At 66.5% G+C, this 18,226-nt stretch carries 12 protein-coding genes, 1 tRNA gene and 1 pseudogene; 8 read left to right on the top strand and 6 right to left on the bottom strand.

From position 1 onward, the window contains the following. Positions 1 to 18: 18 nt before the first annotated feature. Positions 19 to 888 (bottom strand): ABC transporter permease, encoded by an 870-nt coding sequence (locus HW130_RS01010; protein WP_218182972.1) that lies wholly within the window; start codon positions 886 to 888, stop codon positions 19 to 21. 510 nt (positions 889 to 1,398) lie between these two features. Here HW130_RS01010 and HW130_RS01005 point away from each other — a divergent pair. Continuing rightward, positions 1,399 to 1,472: transfer RNA gene (locus tag HW130_RS01005), tRNA-Pro, on the top strand. Between the two features lie 815 nt (positions 1,473 to 2,287). Further along, the gene (locus HW130_RS01000; protein WP_177147392.1) at positions 2,288 to 3,046 is read left to right on the top strand and encodes an LPXTG cell wall anchor domain-containing protein; all 759 of its coding nucleotides are present in this window, start codon (positions 2,288 to 2,290) and stop codon (positions 3,044 to 3,046) included. A gap of 339 nt (positions 3,047 to 3,385) precedes the next feature. Here the strand turns inward: HW130_RS01000 and HW130_RS00995 are convergent, their stop codons facing one another. Then, positions 3,386 to 4,372 (bottom strand): methyltransferase domain-containing protein, encoded by a 987-nt coding sequence (locus HW130_RS00995; protein WP_177147391.1) that lies wholly within the window; start codon positions 4,370 to 4,372, stop codon positions 3,386 to 3,388. A 991-nt stretch (positions 4,373 to 5,363) separates the two neighbouring features. On the opposite strand from HW130_RS00995, the gene HW130_RS00990 reads away from it, so the two are divergent. Further along, the gene (locus HW130_RS00990) at positions 5,364 to 7,157 is read left to right on the top strand and encodes a DUF4012 domain-containing protein (RefSeq protein ID WP_256355726.1); all 1,794 of its coding nucleotides are present in this window, start codon (positions 5,364 to 5,366) and stop codon (positions 7,155 to 7,157) included. 55 nt (positions 7,158 to 7,212) lie between these two features. Then, positions 7,213 to 7,800, top strand: coding sequence for a low molecular weight phosphatase family protein (locus tag HW130_RS00985; protein ID WP_177147517.1), 588 nt, complete (start codon positions 7,213 to 7,215; stop codon positions 7,798 to 7,800). 31 nt (positions 7,801 to 7,831) lie between these two features. On the opposite strand, the pseudogene HW130_RS35525 reads toward HW130_RS00985, so the two are convergent. Continuing rightward, positions 7,832 to 8,049: pseudogene (locus HW130_RS35525) on the bottom strand (IS5/IS1182 family transposase); the annotation flags it as partial. A gap of 410 nt (positions 8,050 to 8,459) precedes the next feature. Here HW130_RS35525 and HW130_RS00980 point away from each other — a divergent pair. Next, positions 8,460 to 9,257, top strand: coding sequence for a class I SAM-dependent methyltransferase (locus HW130_RS00980; protein ID WP_177147389.1), 798 nt, complete (start codon positions 8,460 to 8,462; stop codon positions 9,255 to 9,257). Positions 9,258 to 9,517: 260 nt separating this feature from the next. Beyond that, positions 9,518 to 10,408 carry a bifunctional 2-polyprenyl-6-hydroxyphenol methylase/3-demethylubiquinol 3-O-methyltransferase UbiG gene (locus HW130_RS00975; RefSeq protein WP_177147388.1) on the top strand — a complete coding sequence of 297 codons (891 nt, stop codon included), beginning with the start codon at positions 9,518 to 9,520 and terminating at the stop codon, positions 10,406 to 10,408. 661 nt (positions 10,409 to 11,069) lie between these two features. Here the strand turns inward: HW130_RS00975 and HW130_RS00970 are convergent. The 3 genes from HW130_RS00970 to asnB all read right to left on the bottom strand — a co-directional run bounded on the left by HW130_RS00970 (position 11,070) and on the right by asnB (position 15,684). Beyond that, complete coding sequence (locus HW130_RS00970) at positions 11,070 to 12,308, bottom strand: glycosyltransferase (RefSeq protein ID WP_177147387.1); 1,239 nt, start codon at positions 12,306 to 12,308, stop codon at positions 11,070 to 11,072. A 72-nt stretch (positions 12,309 to 12,380) separates the two neighbouring features. Next, positions 12,381 to 13,781, bottom strand: a complete 1,401-nt coding sequence (locus HW130_RS00965; RefSeq protein WP_177147386.1) for a lipopolysaccharide biosynthesis protein — start codon at positions 13,779 to 13,781, stop codon at positions 12,381 to 12,383. Then, entirely contained in the window at positions 13,774 to 15,684 is a 1,911-nt protein-coding gene (gene asnB, locus HW130_RS00960; RefSeq protein WP_256355724.1) for an asparagine synthase (glutamine-hydrolyzing), read from the bottom strand. The genes HW130_RS00965 and asnB overlap by 8 nt, the downstream gene beginning before the upstream one ends. A gap of 297 nt (positions 15,685 to 15,981) precedes the next feature. Between asnB and HW130_RS00955 the strand changes: the two genes are divergently transcribed. Continuing rightward, positions 15,982 to 16,752 (top strand): bifunctional 2-polyprenyl-6-hydroxyphenol methylase/3-demethylubiquinol 3-O-methyltransferase UbiG, encoded by a 771-nt coding sequence (locus HW130_RS00955; protein ID WP_177147384.1) that lies wholly within the window; start codon positions 15,982 to 15,984, stop codon positions 16,750 to 16,752. A 9-nt stretch (positions 16,753 to 16,761) separates the two neighbouring features. Further along, the gene (locus HW130_RS00950) at positions 16,762 to 18,057 is read left to right on the top strand and encodes an O-antigen ligase (RefSeq protein ID WP_177147383.1); all 1,296 of its coding nucleotides are present in this window, start codon (positions 16,762 to 16,764) and stop codon (positions 18,055 to 18,057) included. Positions 18,058 to 18,226: the final 169 nt, after the last annotated feature.

The following is an 18,226-nucleotide window of genomic DNA, read 5'->3' as shown; positions in this document are numbered from 1 at the left end:
TCCTTCTCGTCAGCTGGGTCAGAACGTGGTGGTGGCGCCGCTCTCGCGGCGGCTGGCGTGCCACGGGAGGAGGAGCTTCTCGGCGATCTCGACGAGGACGAAGAGGACGACGCCGATGAGGGACATGACGAGCAGCCCGGCGAAGAGCATCGGGGTGTCGAGGTTTCCGTTGGCCTGGAGGATCACGTAGCCGAGGCCCTCGTTGGCGCCGACGAACTCCCCGACGACGGCACCGGTCACGGCGAGCGTGACGGCGACCTTGAGTCCGGAGAAGAGGTGGGGCAGCGAGGCGGGCAGACGGATCTTCACGAAGGTCTGCCAGGGGCTCGCGCCCATGGTGGAGGAGAGCTGCAGCATCTCGGGGTCGACCGCCTTGAGTCCGGTGACCATGGAGATGACGACGGGGAAGAAGGCGATCAGTACGGCGATGAGGATCTTCGGTGCGATGCCGAAGCCGAGCCAGACGACGAACAGCGGCGCGATGGCGATCTTCGGCACGACCTGCGCGAACAGCAGGATGGGGTAGAGGGTCTTCTCGACGGTGGCCGAGTAGACCATGACGACGGCGGCGAGCACACCGACGGCGACGGCGATGACGAAGCCGAGCAGGGTCTCGTACGTGGTCACCCAGCTGTGCTGCCAGATGTAGTCGGCCTTCGAGGTGAGCACGTCCAGCGTGGCGCCCGGCGAGGGGACGAGATAGGGCTCGACCAGTTCGGCTGCGGCGACGGCCCACCAGGCGGCGAAGCAGGCCAGGAGCAGGGCCAGCGGCCGCCAGCTCTGCTCGATCAGCCGGCCGGCCCGTTCGCCGGCCGTCGGCGCGTTCCGCCGGTCCACGCCGGCAACCTCGGCGGGCGGTGCCTTGATGGCGGTCTGACTCACGGTCAACTCCTCCGAGCTCCGGCCTGTTGCCCGAGAAAAAGCTTGCAGAAAGCGCTTTCTGACAAGGTGTCGCCACGCTAATGAGCACACGTCCGCATGGTCAATAGGTCGTCCCCAAAAGTTGTCCGGGCCCACTTCGCGAGGGGCGCGGGCCACCTCGGCCTCGCGCCGGTTCATCGACCGGGTCGGCCTCGCGCCATGCGTCGCTGATGGCGGGCCGGATGCTCCGCCGTGCGCTCCCCGTGGTCGGGGTTGGCGATGCGCCCCTGTTGCTGGTCACCGCGAAGTCCCTCACGCCCAGGTCCACGCCGATTTCGTGCCCGGCCCACGGAACGCCGAGCGGGTGTGGTGCGCAGGGGCCATCCGGACACACGGTCGCTGCAACCTGTGCTGCGGTCGAGGCGCGGCACGTCGCATGGGCTCGGGCGGCGCAATGCGGGTTCGTGACCACCGGGTCGAGTGCGGTATTGTTCTCATGCGCGTTCGGCCGGGGGAAACCCCAGGTCAGACGGGCACCGGGACGTGGCGCAGCTTGGTAGCGCACTTGACTGGGGGTCAAGGGGTCGCAGGTTCAAATCCTGTCGTCCCGACTTGAAAGAGTCGCGGATCAGGGGCCGTTTCAGAGCAATCTGAAACGGCCCCTTGATCGTTTTCGGGACTCTTTGGTGACCAGCCTCCTTGGCCGCGTGAGTGACGGGGGCGATCTGACCGGCAGCGATGGTGGGGCCTGCCGGCACGCTGAGGCAGACGGAGAGTGCGGCGGCCAAGTCCGGCGCGTCGCGACCGAAGCAGGTTCGAGCCATGATCGCCAGCCATGAGGGCCACACGAGCGCACCTCTTACACCGACCTGACGAGCCCTGTGGTGTGGCTGTTTGGGCGGAGCCGCCCACGTCTATGGATCCGATGCTTGGACGGCAGACGTCAGTGTGTGCCATCCAATGCGAGCACAGAACGGGTCGGTGTCCGGAACACAGAGCCACGGCGGGAAACGGACACGGCAGACAGCTCTGTTCTGCAACGCGGTCTGACCCTCCACATCGGCAAACAAGAAATTCATCCCTGATCAAGCGTCGTCCGAAGGAGCCCAAAACGATGCCCAGACGCTCCGGATGGCGAGTCGCACTGGCCGCCTCCACCGTAAGCCTCATTGCCGCAGCTCCCCTCATTGCTGTGGAGCCGGCACTGGCTCAGCCATATCCGCCAGGCCCAAGTCTTCAGATCGACGACCCCACACTGTCTCCCGGCGATGAGGTCGACTTCGTCGCGACCGGCCACCGGCGGCACGAAGAGGTCGAATCAAGTCTCGTCCCTGGGGACGGAGGCGGAGATGGTGTCGCCGGCGCCGCCGCCGGCACCGCCGGATCGGTGAACGCCGCCGTACTGAGAGGATCATCCGCATTCCCGGTGCCCCTTTCTGCCGCACGCGCCGACGACGGCGACAAGGGCGACAAGGGCGACAAGGGCGACAACGGCGACGACGGTGACGACGGTGACGACGGCCTGTCGACCGTGCCACTCGCTACCCACTTCGCGGACGAGACTGGCCGCGTGGTCGATTCCGTCACCATTCCCGAGGACACCGAGCCCGGCGAGTACGACTTCACACTGGAAGGTCTGGAGTCAGGTCTCGTGCTGACCGCACGGGTGACCATCGAAGGAGACGGGGGCGACGACGGCGGCGGCGGCGACGGCGACGACGGCGGCGACCACGGCCGACCCGGTCAGGGCGGCGACGACCACGGCGACGACGACGGCGACCACGGCCGACCCGGTCAGGGCGGCGACGACCACGGCGACGACGACCACGGCCGCCCGGGACACGGTGGTGGCGAGGACGACGACCACGGCCGGTCCGGCCACGGCGGCGACGACGACGACGACCACGGCCGACCCGGGCAGGGCGGCGACGACCACGACGACGACGACCACGGCCGGTCCGGCGACGGCGACGACGACCACGACGATTCCTATGGCGAGAAGAGCGACCACGACGACTCCGGCAGCGGCGACAAGTCGTCCGATCACGACGGCTCCTCGCTCGCCAAGACCGGCTCGTCGGACGCAACGACGGCTATGCTCGCCGCGGCAGGCGGCCTCGTGCTGCTCGGCGGAGGATCGCTGGTCCTCGTGAAGCGTCGGCGTACGGCGGGTCAGCAGCAGTAAGTCGAATTCGCACGCAGCACAGACAGAATCTCGGACAGCACTCAGCTGCCCGAGATTCTGTCTGTTTGAGACGACGATCCGTACCGAGCAGCCGACGCGAGGGCAGCCCGCTGCCGACGGCCCGCTTCTGCAGGTCCGTTGAGTTGGCCGAGCCGACGAGCGTGCCGGAGAGGCATCGCTGGCACACGAGTGGTCAAACGCCGGAAACCCGCTTGAGCTGCGGTCGGTGCATCGGCGCTTTGATCTGGACGGCCTGGCGGGCCCCGGGGATGTGTTGGAGGCCGTGCCGGAACAGTCCGACACGGCCTCCCACGTTCTTCCGACGTTCTGGCCGGTGTTCTACTTCGTGCCTCGGATGACATAGAGGCCGCGAATGCGCTCGATTGTGAAATCGCTCAGGTCGAGCTCGGTGCACCAGCGCTCGAGTCGGCGTCGCGGCTGGGGGCGCTCGAACTGGGGCGACAGCCAGTCGAATGTGTCCAGGACCGACCAGGTGCGCAAGGTTTCGGCGTTGGTCAACCCGAGGTGGCGGTGATTGGCGACCGGAACCAGTCTGGTCAGGTAGTCGCCCACTCGTGGAACTGCGCTGAGACGCATGGACAGCGGCAGCAGCCGCGGCGTGACGGACTGGACGGCGCTGTACAGCTTGGGGGGAGGAATCCGCTTGGTGACGGGCCGCAGCAAGTGCCGGAGATGCGGATAAGCGACGATCGCTGCGTACACGTCGACGCAGAATTTTCCACCGGGCCGTAGGTAACGCATGAGCGTCTTGAAAGTCCGCTCGACGTCAGGCGTGTGCTGGATCACCCCGATGCAGACAAGGTAGTCGAACGACTCCTCCACCAGCGGCAGGTCATAAATACTTGCCTGGAACAGTCGTAGATCGGCAAACCGGGAGTTGGATGCGGCGTTGGCGTCCACCGCGTTGGAGATATCGAAGGAGGTGACGACAGCACCGGTCTGGCAGAGCACCTCAGTGAACCGTCCGGCGCCGCTTCCGCACTCGAGGACTTCGCGGCCCTCAAGCTCGTCGGCGCTCCATCCGCTCTCCCGCAGTAGTCGGTCTCTGGAGATCGGGAGTCCCACATGCGAGTCGAGCTGGGTAAGCCGATGCCGAGTCCATTGATATCCGAAGGACTTTCCATAGTTTTCCTCGGGGACGAACCTCGGAATCCCACCCCGCACCGGATAGGTGCGTCCGCACCCTTCACAGATCAGCGCGGTTTCTCTATGAAGCTGTGTGAGGCAGTCAGGGCAACGAAGCGCCTCGAACCAGCGATAATCCCGATTCTTTTCCGGGAGGCTGTCAGTCGATCTCATGGACATGCGGAACAGGCTAAGTGATCATCCGCTTTGGAGTGGGCAAGTACTCGCGTGTCTCGTTGTCGCCGAGAATCTTGGTGCCCCCTCGGCAGGGGCTAGGGGCGGATGCGGGCTTACTCAGCGGCAGTTGGAAGTCGTCGAAGGACTCTTGTGTGGCCGTACGGGAAGTACCTGTTTGACAACCAGTCTGCTGGATCCGCTCGTGAGCGGGCCGTCGGCCGCGGTACCGGCCTGGTGCTCGTCCGGGGACATCCCTGATTCCGGGTCCCGCTCCGGCCGGATTTCGGAGCTCCGCCGGCCTGGCGGTGTACACCTGTCTGGCCGATGGGGGATTGGCTCGCTGTGACGCACCGGACAGCCACCACGGCGTCACGGGTGCTCGGATGCTGGTTGTGCACGGGCCCGGATGCAGCGGCTTTCCCGGTGGTGGGCGAGGTACTGCTCCCGCGGTCCCCGCCTCCGGGCGGCCCTTCGCGGCCCTGTGCCGGTTCATGCGACCGGCATGTGCACGTACCTGACTGCTTGCCAGACGGGTTCACCAGCTCACCCGTCCTGCTGATGAGTCCCGCAGGCCTTGTTTGACCGGAAACATCACCGTCTATGGATCCCGGTATCGGATTTCGGTCGCCCATGCGAGATGTCACCGGTTACCGGCTGTCCGGCACGGGTTGCTCGGCTCTCCAAGCCGACGACCGCTCATTGCCTGGTCGCGCGGCTGCTGAAGGAGCCCTGAGAATGCCTGGACTTTTTGGATGGCGGGTGCCCCTTGCCGCCGCCGCGGGCCACGGCGGCGTATCCTCCGGCCACGGTGAGGAGGGCCGCAGGCCGGCACACCCCGATGCCTCGGGCGCCCCGGCCGCTTTGGCTGCCGCGGCAGGCGGTCTGCTCCTCGGCGGCGCCTCGCGGTTGGTCGCCAACTGCCGACGTGTCCGCACCGGATGCGGTTGAGAGACCGACGATGCCGTCAAAACCTCGCATCAACCCGGCCGCCTTCATGGCATCCATCCGTCGGACGAAGCTGTTTATCTGGGGGGCGGCAGCCTTCCTCGTCGCCGGTGCGGGTTGGGTGCTGGTCACGGGTCTGTACGCCCGCAGCGAGCTGCTTGCCGCGCAAAGCGACTTGGAGTCGCTGCGGAACGCGGTGACGGCGTCCCCGCAGGAAGCGACCGCGGGAGACGTCGGGGGCCGCTGGGCCCGGGCCGAATTGCCTGCCCGGTCCGCCGCGGCGCACGCGGATCGGGCACGGCGGCTGACCACCGGGCCGGCGTGGTTCGTGGCCGCGCATATCCCCGTGCTCGGGGGTCCTTTCCAGACCGTGCGCGGGACGGCGGATGCCCTCGACCGGCTGACCGGCGGGGTCCTGCCGGCGGTCGTACAAACGGCCGGCAACCTCACCGAAGGTCCTGGCGCCGACGGCGGCCACCTCAATCTCTCCGCGCTGCGCAGGGCCGCGCCGGCTCTTGAGGAGGCATCGCGCACGGTCGTCGCAGTTCGTGCCGAGACGCGCGGACTGCCGCGCCGGACCTGGCTGCCCGCCACGGACGAGGCCCGGGCGCGCCTGCTCGAGGGGCTGGACCGGATTGTGCCCCTCGTGGACGACGCCGCAACCGGAGCCCGGCTCCTGCCGGCGATGCTGGGGGAGTACGGTCCGCGGCGTTACTTCTTGGTGTTCCAGAACCCCGCGGAAGCCCGAGGAACCGGCGGAATGCCAGGTGCCCACGCCATGTTGACGGCCGACAAGGGGGCGCTGGTACTGACGAGCTTCGGGCACGACGGTGAGATGGTGACCGCCCGGCCGAAGGTCGACCTCGGTGCCGAGTTCAACGCGATGTACGCAGTGGCCGACCCGGTGAACTCATGGCCCAACTCCAACATGAGCCCGCACTTCCCCTACGCGGCGCGCATCTGGTCGGCCGCCTGGCTGGAAAGAAGCGGCGAGCGTGTCGATGGCGTACTTTCCGTGGATCCGGCCGTCCTCGCCCGCCTGCTGGCGGCCTCCGGGCCGGCGCGTACCAGCGACGGAACGGTGGTCTCAGCGGACACCGTCGTGGAGATCAGCGAGCGCACCAACTACGTGACGTACGCGGACCCGCTGCAGCGCAAGGCATTCCTCCTCGAGGTGGCACGGGCCGCCGCGGGGCGATTGCTGACCGCGGCCGAGGACCCGCGGCTTCGGCCCAGACTGCTGACAGCCCTGTACGAGGTGCTGGGCAACGGGCAGATCAACGCCTGGAGCACCCGCCCCGACGAGCAGCGGGAACTGGAGTCACGGCCCGTCGGCGGCTCCCTGCCGCACGGGCCGGAGCCCTATGCGGGACTGGTGGTCAACAACGCCGCCGGCACCAAACTGGACTACTACCTGGACCGCACCCTGGACTGGCACTCCGGCCGGTGCACCGCCGCGGGCCGCGAGGTTACCGTGAAGGCAGTGCTCACCAACCGTGCGCCGTCCTCCGGACTTCCCCCCTATGTCACTCACCGCATGGACAAGCCCCCCTACGCGACGCGCAAGGGTGACAACAGGCTGCTGGTGTCCTACTACGCGACCTCCGGAGCGAGGCTCGAGGAGGCGACTGTGGACGGCAGGCCCGCTCTGCTGTCATCCGGCCTCGAACGCGGCCACCCGGTGTACACGCTCGATGTGGAAGTCCCTGCGGGTGGCAGCCGTATGGTGACGCTGCGCCTGCTGGAGCCTCCGACCGACCGGTCGCCCACGGTGCTGCACCAGCCGCTGCCCCGCCCCCTGAAGGCCACGGTGCACCGTGCCTCGCCCTGCCCCGCGACCTGAGTGCCTCGTCGGCGCTGGGGGCGGGCCATGAGGCTTCTGGGTGGATACTGGCGTCATGTCTGACTCATCCCTCTCCGTGGCGCACCAGGCGTTTCGAGTACTCACCGTCTGCACGGGCAACCTCTATCGGTCACCCGTCGCCGAGTGCCTTCTGAGACAACGCCTGGCTCCCCTGCTGGAGGCGATCCACGTGAGCAGCGCGGGCACGGCTGCGGCCCCGGGGATCCCGGTCGCGGGCACCGCCGCGTCCCTCCTCGGAACGGCTGTGGACCCGCCGGGTACGGTCACCCGCCGATTGACCGCAGGGTTGGTCGAGAGTGCCGATCTCGTTCTCGGAGCCGCCACCGAACATCGCGAGGCGGCTGTACGGCTTTCTCCCGTGCGGGCGTTGTCCCGGGCCTTCAGCCTGCGCGAGTTCGCGCGGCTGGTGCAGGCCGAGGACGCCGCAGGTCTGGTGGACCCGGCGGTGCGGTTCACTGCGCTTGTGAAGGGGGCGGCGGCTCGCCGCGGTTCGGCCGGGGCGGACGTGAGCGACGACGATGTGGCCGATCCTCTCGGCGCGAGTCCCCCGGAGGTGCGGGAGGTTTTCCGGAGGATCGAGGAGTCGGTTGACCGGATCGCGTCCGTGGTATTGGCACGCTGAGGCATACAGTGAGCTTTTTCATCCTCGGTCTGGTGCTGGCGGGATGAAGGCTGAGGATGGCTTGGACGAGGTTCGTGACCCGGGTGGTTGAGCACGGGAGCTTGCGGAGGAGTCTCCAGAACTTGAGGGTGGTGACGGTCTGCTCAAGGGCGTCCCGCCGACCGCGACAGGGGACACGCACCGTGCCGCCGGTGCCTGAGGGCCCTTCCCTTCCGCCCAGTTGTCGATCCCGGATTCGTTGAGGGCCTCGTCGGCCTTGCCCGGCCTCGTGCGCTACGTCGACGCCCTGCTCACCCCCGTTGACAGCCATGCCGCGCCAGTTGGCCACCTGGATCGCTGACGCGCGGTCGCCGATTTACTCCGCCTGCACGCCTTCACCCGCGGAGCTCCCTTCTCGTCCCGACATCGAATCCTTCTCGGCTGACGTCATCAGTCGTCACCACCGAAGTGCGACGGAGCCGAATTTCGTACAGGTAACGCCCTGGAAGAAGTTGCGGCGATGCGGTACTCGAGCTCTGGCAGGACTCGTGGTGGTATCTGAAATACCGGCATGCTGGGAGCGTCGTACTCTCGCGCTCACAGTGGCGGATGTATGGTCACCAGCTATGGGCGTTCCACTTGAACCGAGGAGTCTCACGCATCAGCACCTACTGGCTGCGGTGAATACCGAACTGTCCAGCAAGGCTGAGCGCGACACTGTGCGAGTGCTGGATGTGGGCTGTGGTGAGGGTCACCTAATGGCTTTTCTCCAAGCAGGGCTGACCGCCCTCAATCCGGGGGTCGCCGTCGAGGTGCACGGATTTGACGTGATCGACTCCTCATCGAATCGATCCGAGTTTCCCGTCTCGACTGTGGATCGTCTGCAAAGCCTACTGCCGATCGTCCCGTGGAACGACCGTGTGCAATCCATCTCACAACATGAGGCATGGCCGTACCCGGATCAGAGTTTCGACCTCGTGGTCTCGAACCAGGTCTTGGAGCACGTCGTCAGGCTTCCGCCATTCATGATGCAGCTCAGCCGTGTACTTGCGCCGGGCGGGTGCTCGGTACATGTGTTCCCGCTGAGGAACGCACTCTGCGACGGACACGTACTCATGCCGTTGATTCATCGAGTTCGGGGATATGAGCAACGTGCTGCAATGGCCTGTATGTGGAGTCGGCTTGGGGTGGGAAATGGTAGAACGGGAAACATCAGGGAAACCGCCGAACGCATCTCAACGTACCTGCACCTTGGTACGACGTACCGATATTTTCAGGAGTTCGTGAATGAAGCGAAGCATGTCGATATGAAAATTTCCTACCGGTATACACAGGAGCTGTACCAACAGAAGATCGCTGCCGTTGTCGGTGGAAAGAGCTTGAAGTCGTATCGCCGCTCCAGGCGAGCCGTGATGGACTGGATCACATTTTGCATGCTGCGACACGTGTCGTCCGTTACCCTAGTATTCGAAAAATAGAGCGAGCCGTTGTGGCGAAGGACCGGCAGACGCCAACTTCGTCGACAGTGCAGTATCTGCCCTGGCTGCGGGTCGGCTGCGATCCGCGACGTCCGGCGCGGCGGAGCCAGCCATTTCACCAAACCCGCGATCGGATGCCGAAAGCTCGACCATTCGATCGATTTTCCCGACTGCAGCCGCAGATCGGTCTTATTCTCCCCGAACATCTGATATATCCGCGTTAGGACGCGATAGATAAGCACAGCGGAAGGAGACACCAGGTGACCGACTGCACCAGCGAGGTGGAGCGAGGTAAGCGCTTTGCCTTCGGCCGCAACTGGCAGAACTTCAGCAGGCTGGTCGATGAGGACCGTATTACCGCCGCCCGGGAGTCCCTCGCGTTGGCCCTCGGTGTTACCGATGACCTCAAGGGCCGTACGTTTGTGGACATCGGCTGCGGCAGCGGGCTGTTCTCGCTGGCCGCGGTCCGGCTCGGCGCCAAGGTGCACTCCTTCGACTACGACCCGGACGCGGTGGCCACCACCCTGCAGTTGCGGGAACAGTACGCACCCGACAGCGACTGGAAGGTCGAACAGGGGTCGATTCTGGATCCGTCCCTGGTCTCTCGCCTGGGCCAGTTCGACATCGTCTACTCGTGGGGAGTGCTCCACCACACGGGTGCTCTGTGGGAAGCCCTGGACACCACCTGTCGTATGGTTGCTCCTGGAGGGCTGATGTACGTCTCGGTCTACAACGACCAAGGCCTGCAGAGCCGCTTGTGGAGGCGGATCAAGCAAAAGTACAACTCCTCCGGCTCGTTGACGCGCAGTATGTTGGTCGCCGGCAGCAAGATGTATCTCACCGCTCCCGGACGTGCGCTCGCGCTGGTGCGTTCCCCCAGGCCCGGACGAGCGACCGCTGACGGCCGACCGCGGCGTGCACGCGGCATGTCCGCCCATTACGACCTCATCGACTGGGTCGGCGGCTATCCATTTGAAGTCGCAGCTCCGGAGGAGGTCTTCCGTGTGGGGCGGCGCTACGGGTTCGAGCTCCGCCACCTCAAGACCTGCGGAGGTGGCCTGGGCTGCAACGAGTACGTGTTCGTCTCGAAGACCGATCCTGGCGTCCCGGCACCGTCGGCCGACTGCCGCCCGGTCACGGCATCGGCGTGACGCATTGCCGACGGCGAAGCGACCGTGCTGGCCGCCGACCGGCGCCATCAACCGTCTTGGGCATGCCGGCTGCGCGTCCGGAGAGCACTGCGCCGGCGGCGTCCGCCTAGTAGTACTTTGTCAGGTGGTGTCGTAACGCTGCCATGGCACGGTCTGTTGGCAGGTGGGGCAGGTGCGGTCCAGGTGGCGATGAGGTATCGGAGGAGGCCCAGGGCCTGGTAGAGGTCAGGCCCTGGAAGGTTGGAGATCCAGTACTTCACCGGCTCCGGCTCGTCCTCGGCCCACTGGGCGATCAGCCGGACCAGCGGGATCGTCCCGTCCGCGGCCGGCTTCGGGCGACGGTCGGCGAGACGGATCCGCAGGAGCACGAAGTGCGAGCTCATCGCCGCTCTCGAGCCCATGCGCCAGTCACGATCCGGCGCTGGTGACGGCCCGCGGCCAGTACGTGCTCTCGTAAGGACAGCGGTCGGACACGGTAGCGGAGCAGGGGCTTTGGCCCGACCTCAGGGCGGTGATGTTCGCCGTCGGGGATGCGGCACAGTTCCCGCCGCCTGGCCGCCTCCGACGTGTCCCAGCAGGCGGCCAGGGACCTGTGTTCTCCCATCGGCCGATGGCTATCACGCCTGGCTTCAGGGCCGCTACGAAATCTGGTTCAGCTCACTCAGTATCGAAATCCGGCCGAATCGCTTCCCTGCGACGCTCGCCCGGCGGCTCTACGGTCCAGCAGCTTGCGGTACAGCGCAATGTGCCGCTCCACCATGGTCTTCGCGCTCAGGTGTTCGAGGGCCCACTCCCGCGCCGCGTCGCCAAACCGTGCGGCTGCGGTGTCGTCGGAGAGCATCCAGTGCAGACCCCGCGCCAGCGCCTCCGCATCGGCCGGAGGCACCAGCACACCACGGTCCTGCAACAGCTCGGGGGTTCCGCCCACCGCAGTCGCCACCACAGGCCGACCGACCGCCATGGCCTCCATCACCGCGTTGCTCAGACCTTCTTGCAACGAAGGCAGGACCACGACATCGGCCCGAGCCAGGAAGGACGCCACATCCGTGCGATGCCCGAGGAAGCGTACGTCAAGGCCCAGCCGGTCCGCCTGTTGTTGGAGACGGGAGCGCTCCCCGCCTTCTCCGATGAGCACGAGCGTGCATCGGAGCCCGCGCTCCTGCACCATTCCCACCGCGTCCAACAGGTACTGGTGCCCTTTGTACCTACGGAGGTTGGCGACACAGAGCACCACGGGTAGGGACGTGTCCACCACGGCCGGAGCGGCCGACCGGTAGTCACACGCCTCCATTCCGTTGTAGATGACGCCGATCTTGTCCTTCGGCAGGCCTTCCTGACGCCGCGCGTCTTCGGCGACGGCGTGTGCATTCGCCACGACGAAGTCCGTCATGCTGGTTGCGATGCGTTCCACTGCCAGCCAGGTCCGGCGCCCCTCCTTGAAGTTGCCCAGACTGCGCCGTCCGGCCAGGCACACCGGAACCCCCGCCACACGGGCCGCCGGAGCTGCCGCGACATAGCAGTGGAACAGGAAGGCGTGGAGGATCTGTGGGCGTGTGTGCCGCAGGTGGGCTACAAGCCGGAGGAACGCCCGCGCGGACACCGCAGCGTTCGTCGCGACCCCCCGGGGACTGGTCATGGGCCGGATTCCCCGGCATCCCAGGCTGATCACAGGTACACCGGAACGCACCAGCTCGGATTCGCGTGGTCCCCGCCGCTCGGAAAGCAGCACCACGGTCGTCTCGATGCCACGCTCGGCGAGCCCGCGGGCCAGCATGACGAGTTGCTTCTCGGCTCCTCCCAGACCCAGTTGCCCGATCATCAGGCACACGCGGGACAGGCCTTGCCCGATGACAGCCTCGGGGGTTGGCAATAGCAGGGTGTCGTCGCGGTTCGCAGCCACTGATACCAGCTCCATCCAGCCAGCAGTTCAGGTCCGAAGCAGTGTGCCGTCGACCTGTCGTCGTCCAGCCTCTCAACTCTTCGCGTTCCGATATGACCCGCGACGCGCCATCGTCCGAGTGATCGAACGGAGAGCCGCACGCGCTCCGGACCGCAGGGCGAGCGGGCTTGGAGCAGACCGTGGCTGTTCGCCGGGTACCGTGCGCCGAAGCGCCGCAAGGAGGGCCGTCATATCCGCGTATGTTGGCAGCATCGCCATGGCTCGGGTACCGGTCACCTTGGCGAACAGGCACATCTGCGTGACGGCCAGCATCAGATAGGACACGGAAGAGGCCACCGCGCAGCCGACCGCACCCAGGACCGGCATCAGCACCAGGCTCAGGGCGATACTGCCGGCCAGGGCGGTCACGGCCGGCACGACAACCAGCCTGGCGCGGCGCAGCCGCAGCAAGTAGGCGCTCGGCGGCCGGCTCGCTCCGAGAGCCAGAGCACCCGGCGCCAGCAGCACCACGAGCGGCACGGCGTCCACGTACGCTTTGCCGAAGACGGTGGGCACCATCACCGGCGCGCAGGCGGCCAGAAGCAGGGCCGAGATCAGGCTCAGCAGAACCGACAGACGAGTGGTCCGCACGGTCACGTCGGCCGATTCGGCCGCACTGCGCTGAAACTGCCGGTTCAGGACGACCTGGGAGAGCACGTCGGGCAAGAGGCGGCTGTAGACGGTGAGGGTAGCCGCCAGCGTGTAGATCCCGACTTCCCGGGCGTCCGTGAAAATCCCGAGGAGAAATACGTCTGCATGCAGCAGCAGGAAGACCGATGCGGGACCGAGGTGGTACCGCATTCCGGTGACCACGGTGCTGCGCAGGAGCCCCACGTCCGGTCGGCGTGCTCCGGCCCCCCCCACCGCCATGAACACCAGCAGTGAGACGCCCTCCGTGGCGACCCACACGAGGACAACCGACATGGGTGACAACCCGCTCGTGGCAGCGAGCACCAGCAGCGTCCCGCACTGCAGGACGGACCTGGCGAGCGCCGCCAGGTTCGCGACGTGCGGCCGCCCCAGAAGAAGCACGATGTTGTTGGCATAGATGACTCCGACCCCCAGCGGGACGCCGATACATGCCGCCACAACGATGAGAATTCCCGAGAGGTGAAGCGTCTCGGGACCGATTGCTGCCACGCAGGCCGTTGTGACGAGTCCGCCCAGCGTCCCGAGCACCAAGGCGAGCGGAACACTGTTCCCTGCGAGTCCAGCCCTGCGCTCCGCGTCGGTCCACAACGTGCTCTGCGCCTGCTCGACGGAGAGGTGTCCGAGCGCGGTGGCCGTGGTCGCGACGGTGACCGCCATGTAGTAGACACCTCGGCCTTCCGGCTCCAGGGAACGGGCGATCACCGCGCTCGTGAAGGCGGACAGCACAAGGCATGCGACCTGGCTGCCCAGCATGCCCAGCGCCTGCCGTGCACCGTCAGCCACGGCAGTGCGGTGTGGCGGTCTCCGGGACGGCCTGCAGGTCCGCACACGTCCGGTGCCACAGTTCGAACTGCAGGAGCGCCCAGAGCCTGCTGGAGTGATTGCGCCCGTCACGGTGGGCGTCCAGCAGCCGCCTCACTTCTTCCGGCCGGAAAAGGCCGCGGGAGCGAGCCGTGTGATCGCTCAGCAGGTCGTTGGCCAAGGTCCACAGGTCCCCGCGCAGCCACTCCGCCAACGGCACTCCAAAACCCGCCTTCGGCCGGGAGAGCAGCTCCGTGGGCAGCCAAGGAGCGACTGCTTTCCGCAACAGCGTCTTAGTCTCCTGGCCGTCGACCTTCCAGCGAGCGGGAAGCCCTGCCGCCCACTCCATCACATTGTGGTCCAGGAATGGTGAACGGGCTTCCAGCGAGTGGGCCATGGTGGTGATGTCCACCTTCACCAGTAGATCCCCCGGAAGATACGTGTTGACGTCGACATCCATGAAGCGACTGACGTCATCGCCGGCACACGATTCCTCGTACGCTCGGTCGATGAGTGCGTAACTGTCGACACCGGCCACCTGTTCGCGCATGGCCTGGGAGTACAGCGCTGCCTTCTCGTCGTTGTGGAAGTACGCCATCAGGCTCGCATAACGGCGCTGCGGTGCCTCTCCCAGCAGACGGAGGATACGGCCGCCAGTGTGGAGACGTGTCCCCCTGCCGGACTGCTCCTCCAGCGACGAACCGATGCGCCTGAACATGCCGCGGAGCTGTGCGGGGGGCTGCACCCGTCCCAGTTTCTGCATGAACGCATAGCGGCGGTAGCCGCCGAAGCACTCATCTCCGCCGTCTCCGTTGAGTACCACCGTCACGTGGCGACGGCTCAATTCGGCAACGAAGAAGCTGGGAATGGAGGAGGAATCGGCGAATGGCTCGTCGAACTGCCGGGTCACGCGGGGCAGGACGTCCAGTGCCGACGACCCGGCCACCACGAATTCGTGATGGTCCGTCCCGTAGCGGCGCGCCACGGATGCCGCGTACGCCCGCTCGTCGTAGCGCTGGTCGTCGAAACCGATGCAGAACGTCTTGACGGGTCGATCGCTGAGGCGGGCCATGGCGGCCACCACGGAGGAGGAGTCGATGCCGCCGGACAGGAACGCGCCCAGGGGCCGCTCGCTGACCATGCGAACCCGTGTGGCATCCAAGAGCAAGTGCCTTACGTGTTCTGCCGCTTCCTCCTCGCTATCGACCGGGCGTGGCGTGAAGTCCAGTTTCCAATAGCGCCTCAGACGCGCCTCGCCGTCCTCCCACACCAGCAGATGCCCGGGGGGAACCTTGCGGATACCGCGGTAGATCGACCACGGAGCTGGCACGTACTGGTAGGTGAGGTAATGGTGCAGGGCTACCGGGTCCACTTCCCTGGGTACCGACGGATCGGCCACCAGAGCCTTGAGCTCGGATGCGAACGCCAGTGAGGACCCGGCCTGCCGGTAGTACAGCGGCTTCTTGCCCACCCGGTCCCGCGCGAGGAGGAGTCGCCGACGCGCGGTGTCCCACACCGCGAAGGTGAACATCCCGCGCAGGTGACCGACGAGGTCCTCGCCGTATTCCTCGTACAAGTGGACCAGCACCTCCGTGTCGCCATCGGTGGTGAACCGGTGCCCGCGGGCCGTCAACTGTGCGCGCAGCTCACGGAAGTTGTAGATCTCGCCGTTGAAGACGGCAGCGACGGTGCGGTTCTCGTTGTAGACCGGCTGGTCCCCGCCCGCCACGTCGATGATGGCGAGCCGGACCATTCCGAGGGCCGCCCGGTCGTCGACGTGGTAGCCCTCTCCGTCCGGCCCCCGGTGGGCGATGACCCGGCACATCGCGCGCACCTGTTCCGGGTCGGGAGAACTGGTGGACACGATCCCGGCTACGCCGCACATGAAAACTCCCATTCACCACGGATCGCCGATGACGAGTCCGCCCGACATCATCGCCTCCGGCTCGTCGGTGCATCTCTCCGAGCCAACCGACCACCAAAGCTGGCAGATTCGTACCACACGGATATACGTATTCCCCGGCACCCCGCCCGGGCTGCAGCCGCTTTCGGTTGGCGAGAGATTCACCGTGTGCTCTGATCCGGTGACCTCCTTCGTGCAGTGCCCGGAAAGGTGCCGCAGGGCACACACTCCGGGTTATGGTCGCCCAGCCCTGACCGGTGGTCCTACATGGGAGCCCATATGGCAATCGACACCGCTGAAGCACTCGGTAACCAGGCGATGGCTTCAACCTGCCAGGCGGTGCTGGCGCGCCGTGGCGGGCTCGTCAGCGGACAGCGCATCCTGGATTTCGGATGCGGCTCAGGTCGGCATGTGCGTGAATTCTCCGCGGCGGGCTACGAGGTGATGGGCGTGGACCGGCCTGTGGAGAAAGTGCTCGCAGGGTGGGAGGAACTTCCGGCGGAGCGCAAGGAGAAGATCTACTTCTCGGACGCTGAGGGAAGGTTCCCGTTTCCCTCGGATTTCTTCGACTTCTGCTACTCCACCTCCGTCTTCGAGCACGTGATGGACTACGACAAGGCAATCGGTGAAATCGCGCGGGTCCTGAAACCGGGCGCCTGGACGCTGCACATCTTCCCGGCTCGTTGGCGCCCGGTCGAACCCCACATCTTCACCCCCTTCGGCGGGCGGTTCCAGCAGCCCGCGCTCATTTCGCTGTGGGCGAGGCTCGGTATCCGCAACTCCTTCCAGCGGGGACTCAGTGCCGCCGAAACCGCTGCTCAGAACGTGGAATACAGCAGGACCGGAATCAACTACCCGACGAGGCAAGTAATCTCACGGTCCTTCGGGCGCTATTTCGCACACGTGGAGTTCGCCGAACGCGCGTTCGTGCGGGCAACGCGAAACGTGAGCCGTGTCTCGGGACTCCTAGGACCGGTGATCTCATGGCCAGCGGTCGAGTCGTTCTACCGGGGATTCCACACGCGCGTTGTGCTCGCTCGCAAGGCGTAGGCGACACAAATGCACCCTTTTATTGCTGCCGTCGTCGTCCTGTGCCTCGCAATGGTGGCCCTGCCGCGGCCCGACTTGGCACTAGTGGCACTCCTGGCGATCGTGCCGGCCGCCGCCATCGTGGATCCCGATGGCGCGACGGTTCCTCTACTCGCCGCCACTGCCATCGGGGTCGTTCTGTTCCGAATGACACTGACCGGTTTCCGGCCGCGCGTGCACCTCGGGCTGATCCTGCTGATCGCTTTCGCGGTCATGTGGAGCTATCTGATGCCTCAGGTGGCGCAGACGCCGGACCGGTCGTGGGGCGACCTCGCCTGCCTCTTGACGGGTCTCGGCGTCCTGGCGGCTTCCGCCGTCGTTCATCCGAGCCCTCGTTCCGTCGCGTGCTGCGTCGCCGGCACGGGCGCCTGCGCCGCCGGATACCTGCTCATCGGGGGAGAGTACGTTGCCGACCGTCTGACGGGTCTCGGCCTGAACTCCAACTATCTGGGCGCCATGCTCGCACTCGCCCTGGTCGCCGCCGTGGGTCTGGCACGACTCGACCGTTCCTGGGCCTGGCTGCTGCCGGCCCTGGCGTGTGCGCTCGCGCTCCTGGAGACCCGGTCGCGCGGTGCCTTTCTGATGGCCGCGGCGGGGCTGGCCTGTGTGCTCCTCGTGGGTCGCCCAATGCGCCAGAAGGTCGTCATCACGCTGACGGTACTTGCCGTCGCCATGGCGCTCCCGGGGACGTTTGACGCGGTGGAAGACAACCTGATGGGCAAGCGGTCCTCGACCGAATTGACCGCGAACACCGAAGTACGGATGGAAGCGGCACTGCTGGCCCTCCGTGTGGCGCTCGACCACCCGATCCGAGGCATCGGGTACGGCGGGTTTCCGAGTTACGCGCATTCCCCGTCGGCCCTCAGCATCTACATCAACACTCACAACGACTACCTGCGCCTTGCGGCCGAGGCCGGAGTTGTCACGCTGGCGCTGTTCCTAGCTCTGCTCTGGCTCGGTCTCTGCCGGCGCCACGCCCCGGACCGGGTGGTGCTCCAGTCGCTGTGCGCGGCCTACGCGGTGGGGCTTCTGTTCGCCAACACCCTTGGGAACGTCGTGGTGACTGCGCCCTTCTGGGTCTCACTGGGCTGTCTTCTCGCTCAAGCACGTCGCCCCCATCCCGGTGGTGCATCGCGCGGGCGGCCATCAGGTTCGACGCACGCCTTCCCGGCGCCTCAGGAAGCCGCACGTCGGGCGTCGGCCTATGGTCCGGTCGGCGCGGGTGACCGTCCCTCGGCAGAGACAGGCGCCCATGCGGACAAGTGACGGCGGGCAAGTGATGACTGAGCGCTTTTCCACTTGCGGCAAAGGCGTTTTTGTGCCGGTCCGGTGACGTGTCCAGCTCTGGCCTTCGCTTCCTCTCAGCCGGGCGGCGGGCACACCGTCGTGTCCCCGGCACGCCGTGGCGGCGCCTGAGTGCAGGGCGGCATGCCCT

This window comes from Streptomyces sp. PKU-EA00015 (assembly GCF_013387495.1).
In the GTDB taxonomy this organism is placed as follows: domain Bacteria; phylum Actinomycetota; class Actinomycetes; order Streptomycetales; family Streptomycetaceae; genus Streptomyces.
The sequence above is the reverse complement of the archived record's forward strand: the minus strand, read 5'-3'. Positions and strand labels throughout refer to the sequence as shown.

What these genes read in the sequence shown, in the direction of transcription:
- HW130_RS00995 (WP_177147391.1), bottom strand. Translation starts at nt 4,372, where the DNA reads ATGTCCATGAGATCGACTGACAGCCTCCCGGAAAAGAATCGGGATTAT.
- HW130_RS00990 (WP_256355726.1), top strand. Translation starts at nt 5,364, where the DNA reads ATGGCATCCATCCGTCGGACGAAGCTGTTTATCTGGGGGGCGGCAGCC.
- HW130_RS00985 (WP_177147517.1), top strand. Translation starts at nt 7,213, where the DNA reads ATGTCTGACTCATCCCTCTCCGTGGCGCACCAGGCGTTTCGAGTACTC.
- asnB (WP_256355724.1), bottom strand. Translation starts at nt 15,684, where the DNA reads ATGTGCGGCGTAGCCGGGATCGTGTCCACCAGTTCTCCCGACCCGGAA.
- HW130_RS00955 (WP_177147384.1), top strand. Translation starts at nt 15,982, where the DNA reads ATGGCAATCGACACCGCTGAAGCACTCGGTAACCAGGCGATGGCTTCA.
- HW130_RS00950 (WP_177147383.1), top strand. Translation starts at nt 16,762, where the DNA reads ATGCACCCTTTTATTGCTGCCGTCGTCGTCCTGTGCCTCGCAATGGTG.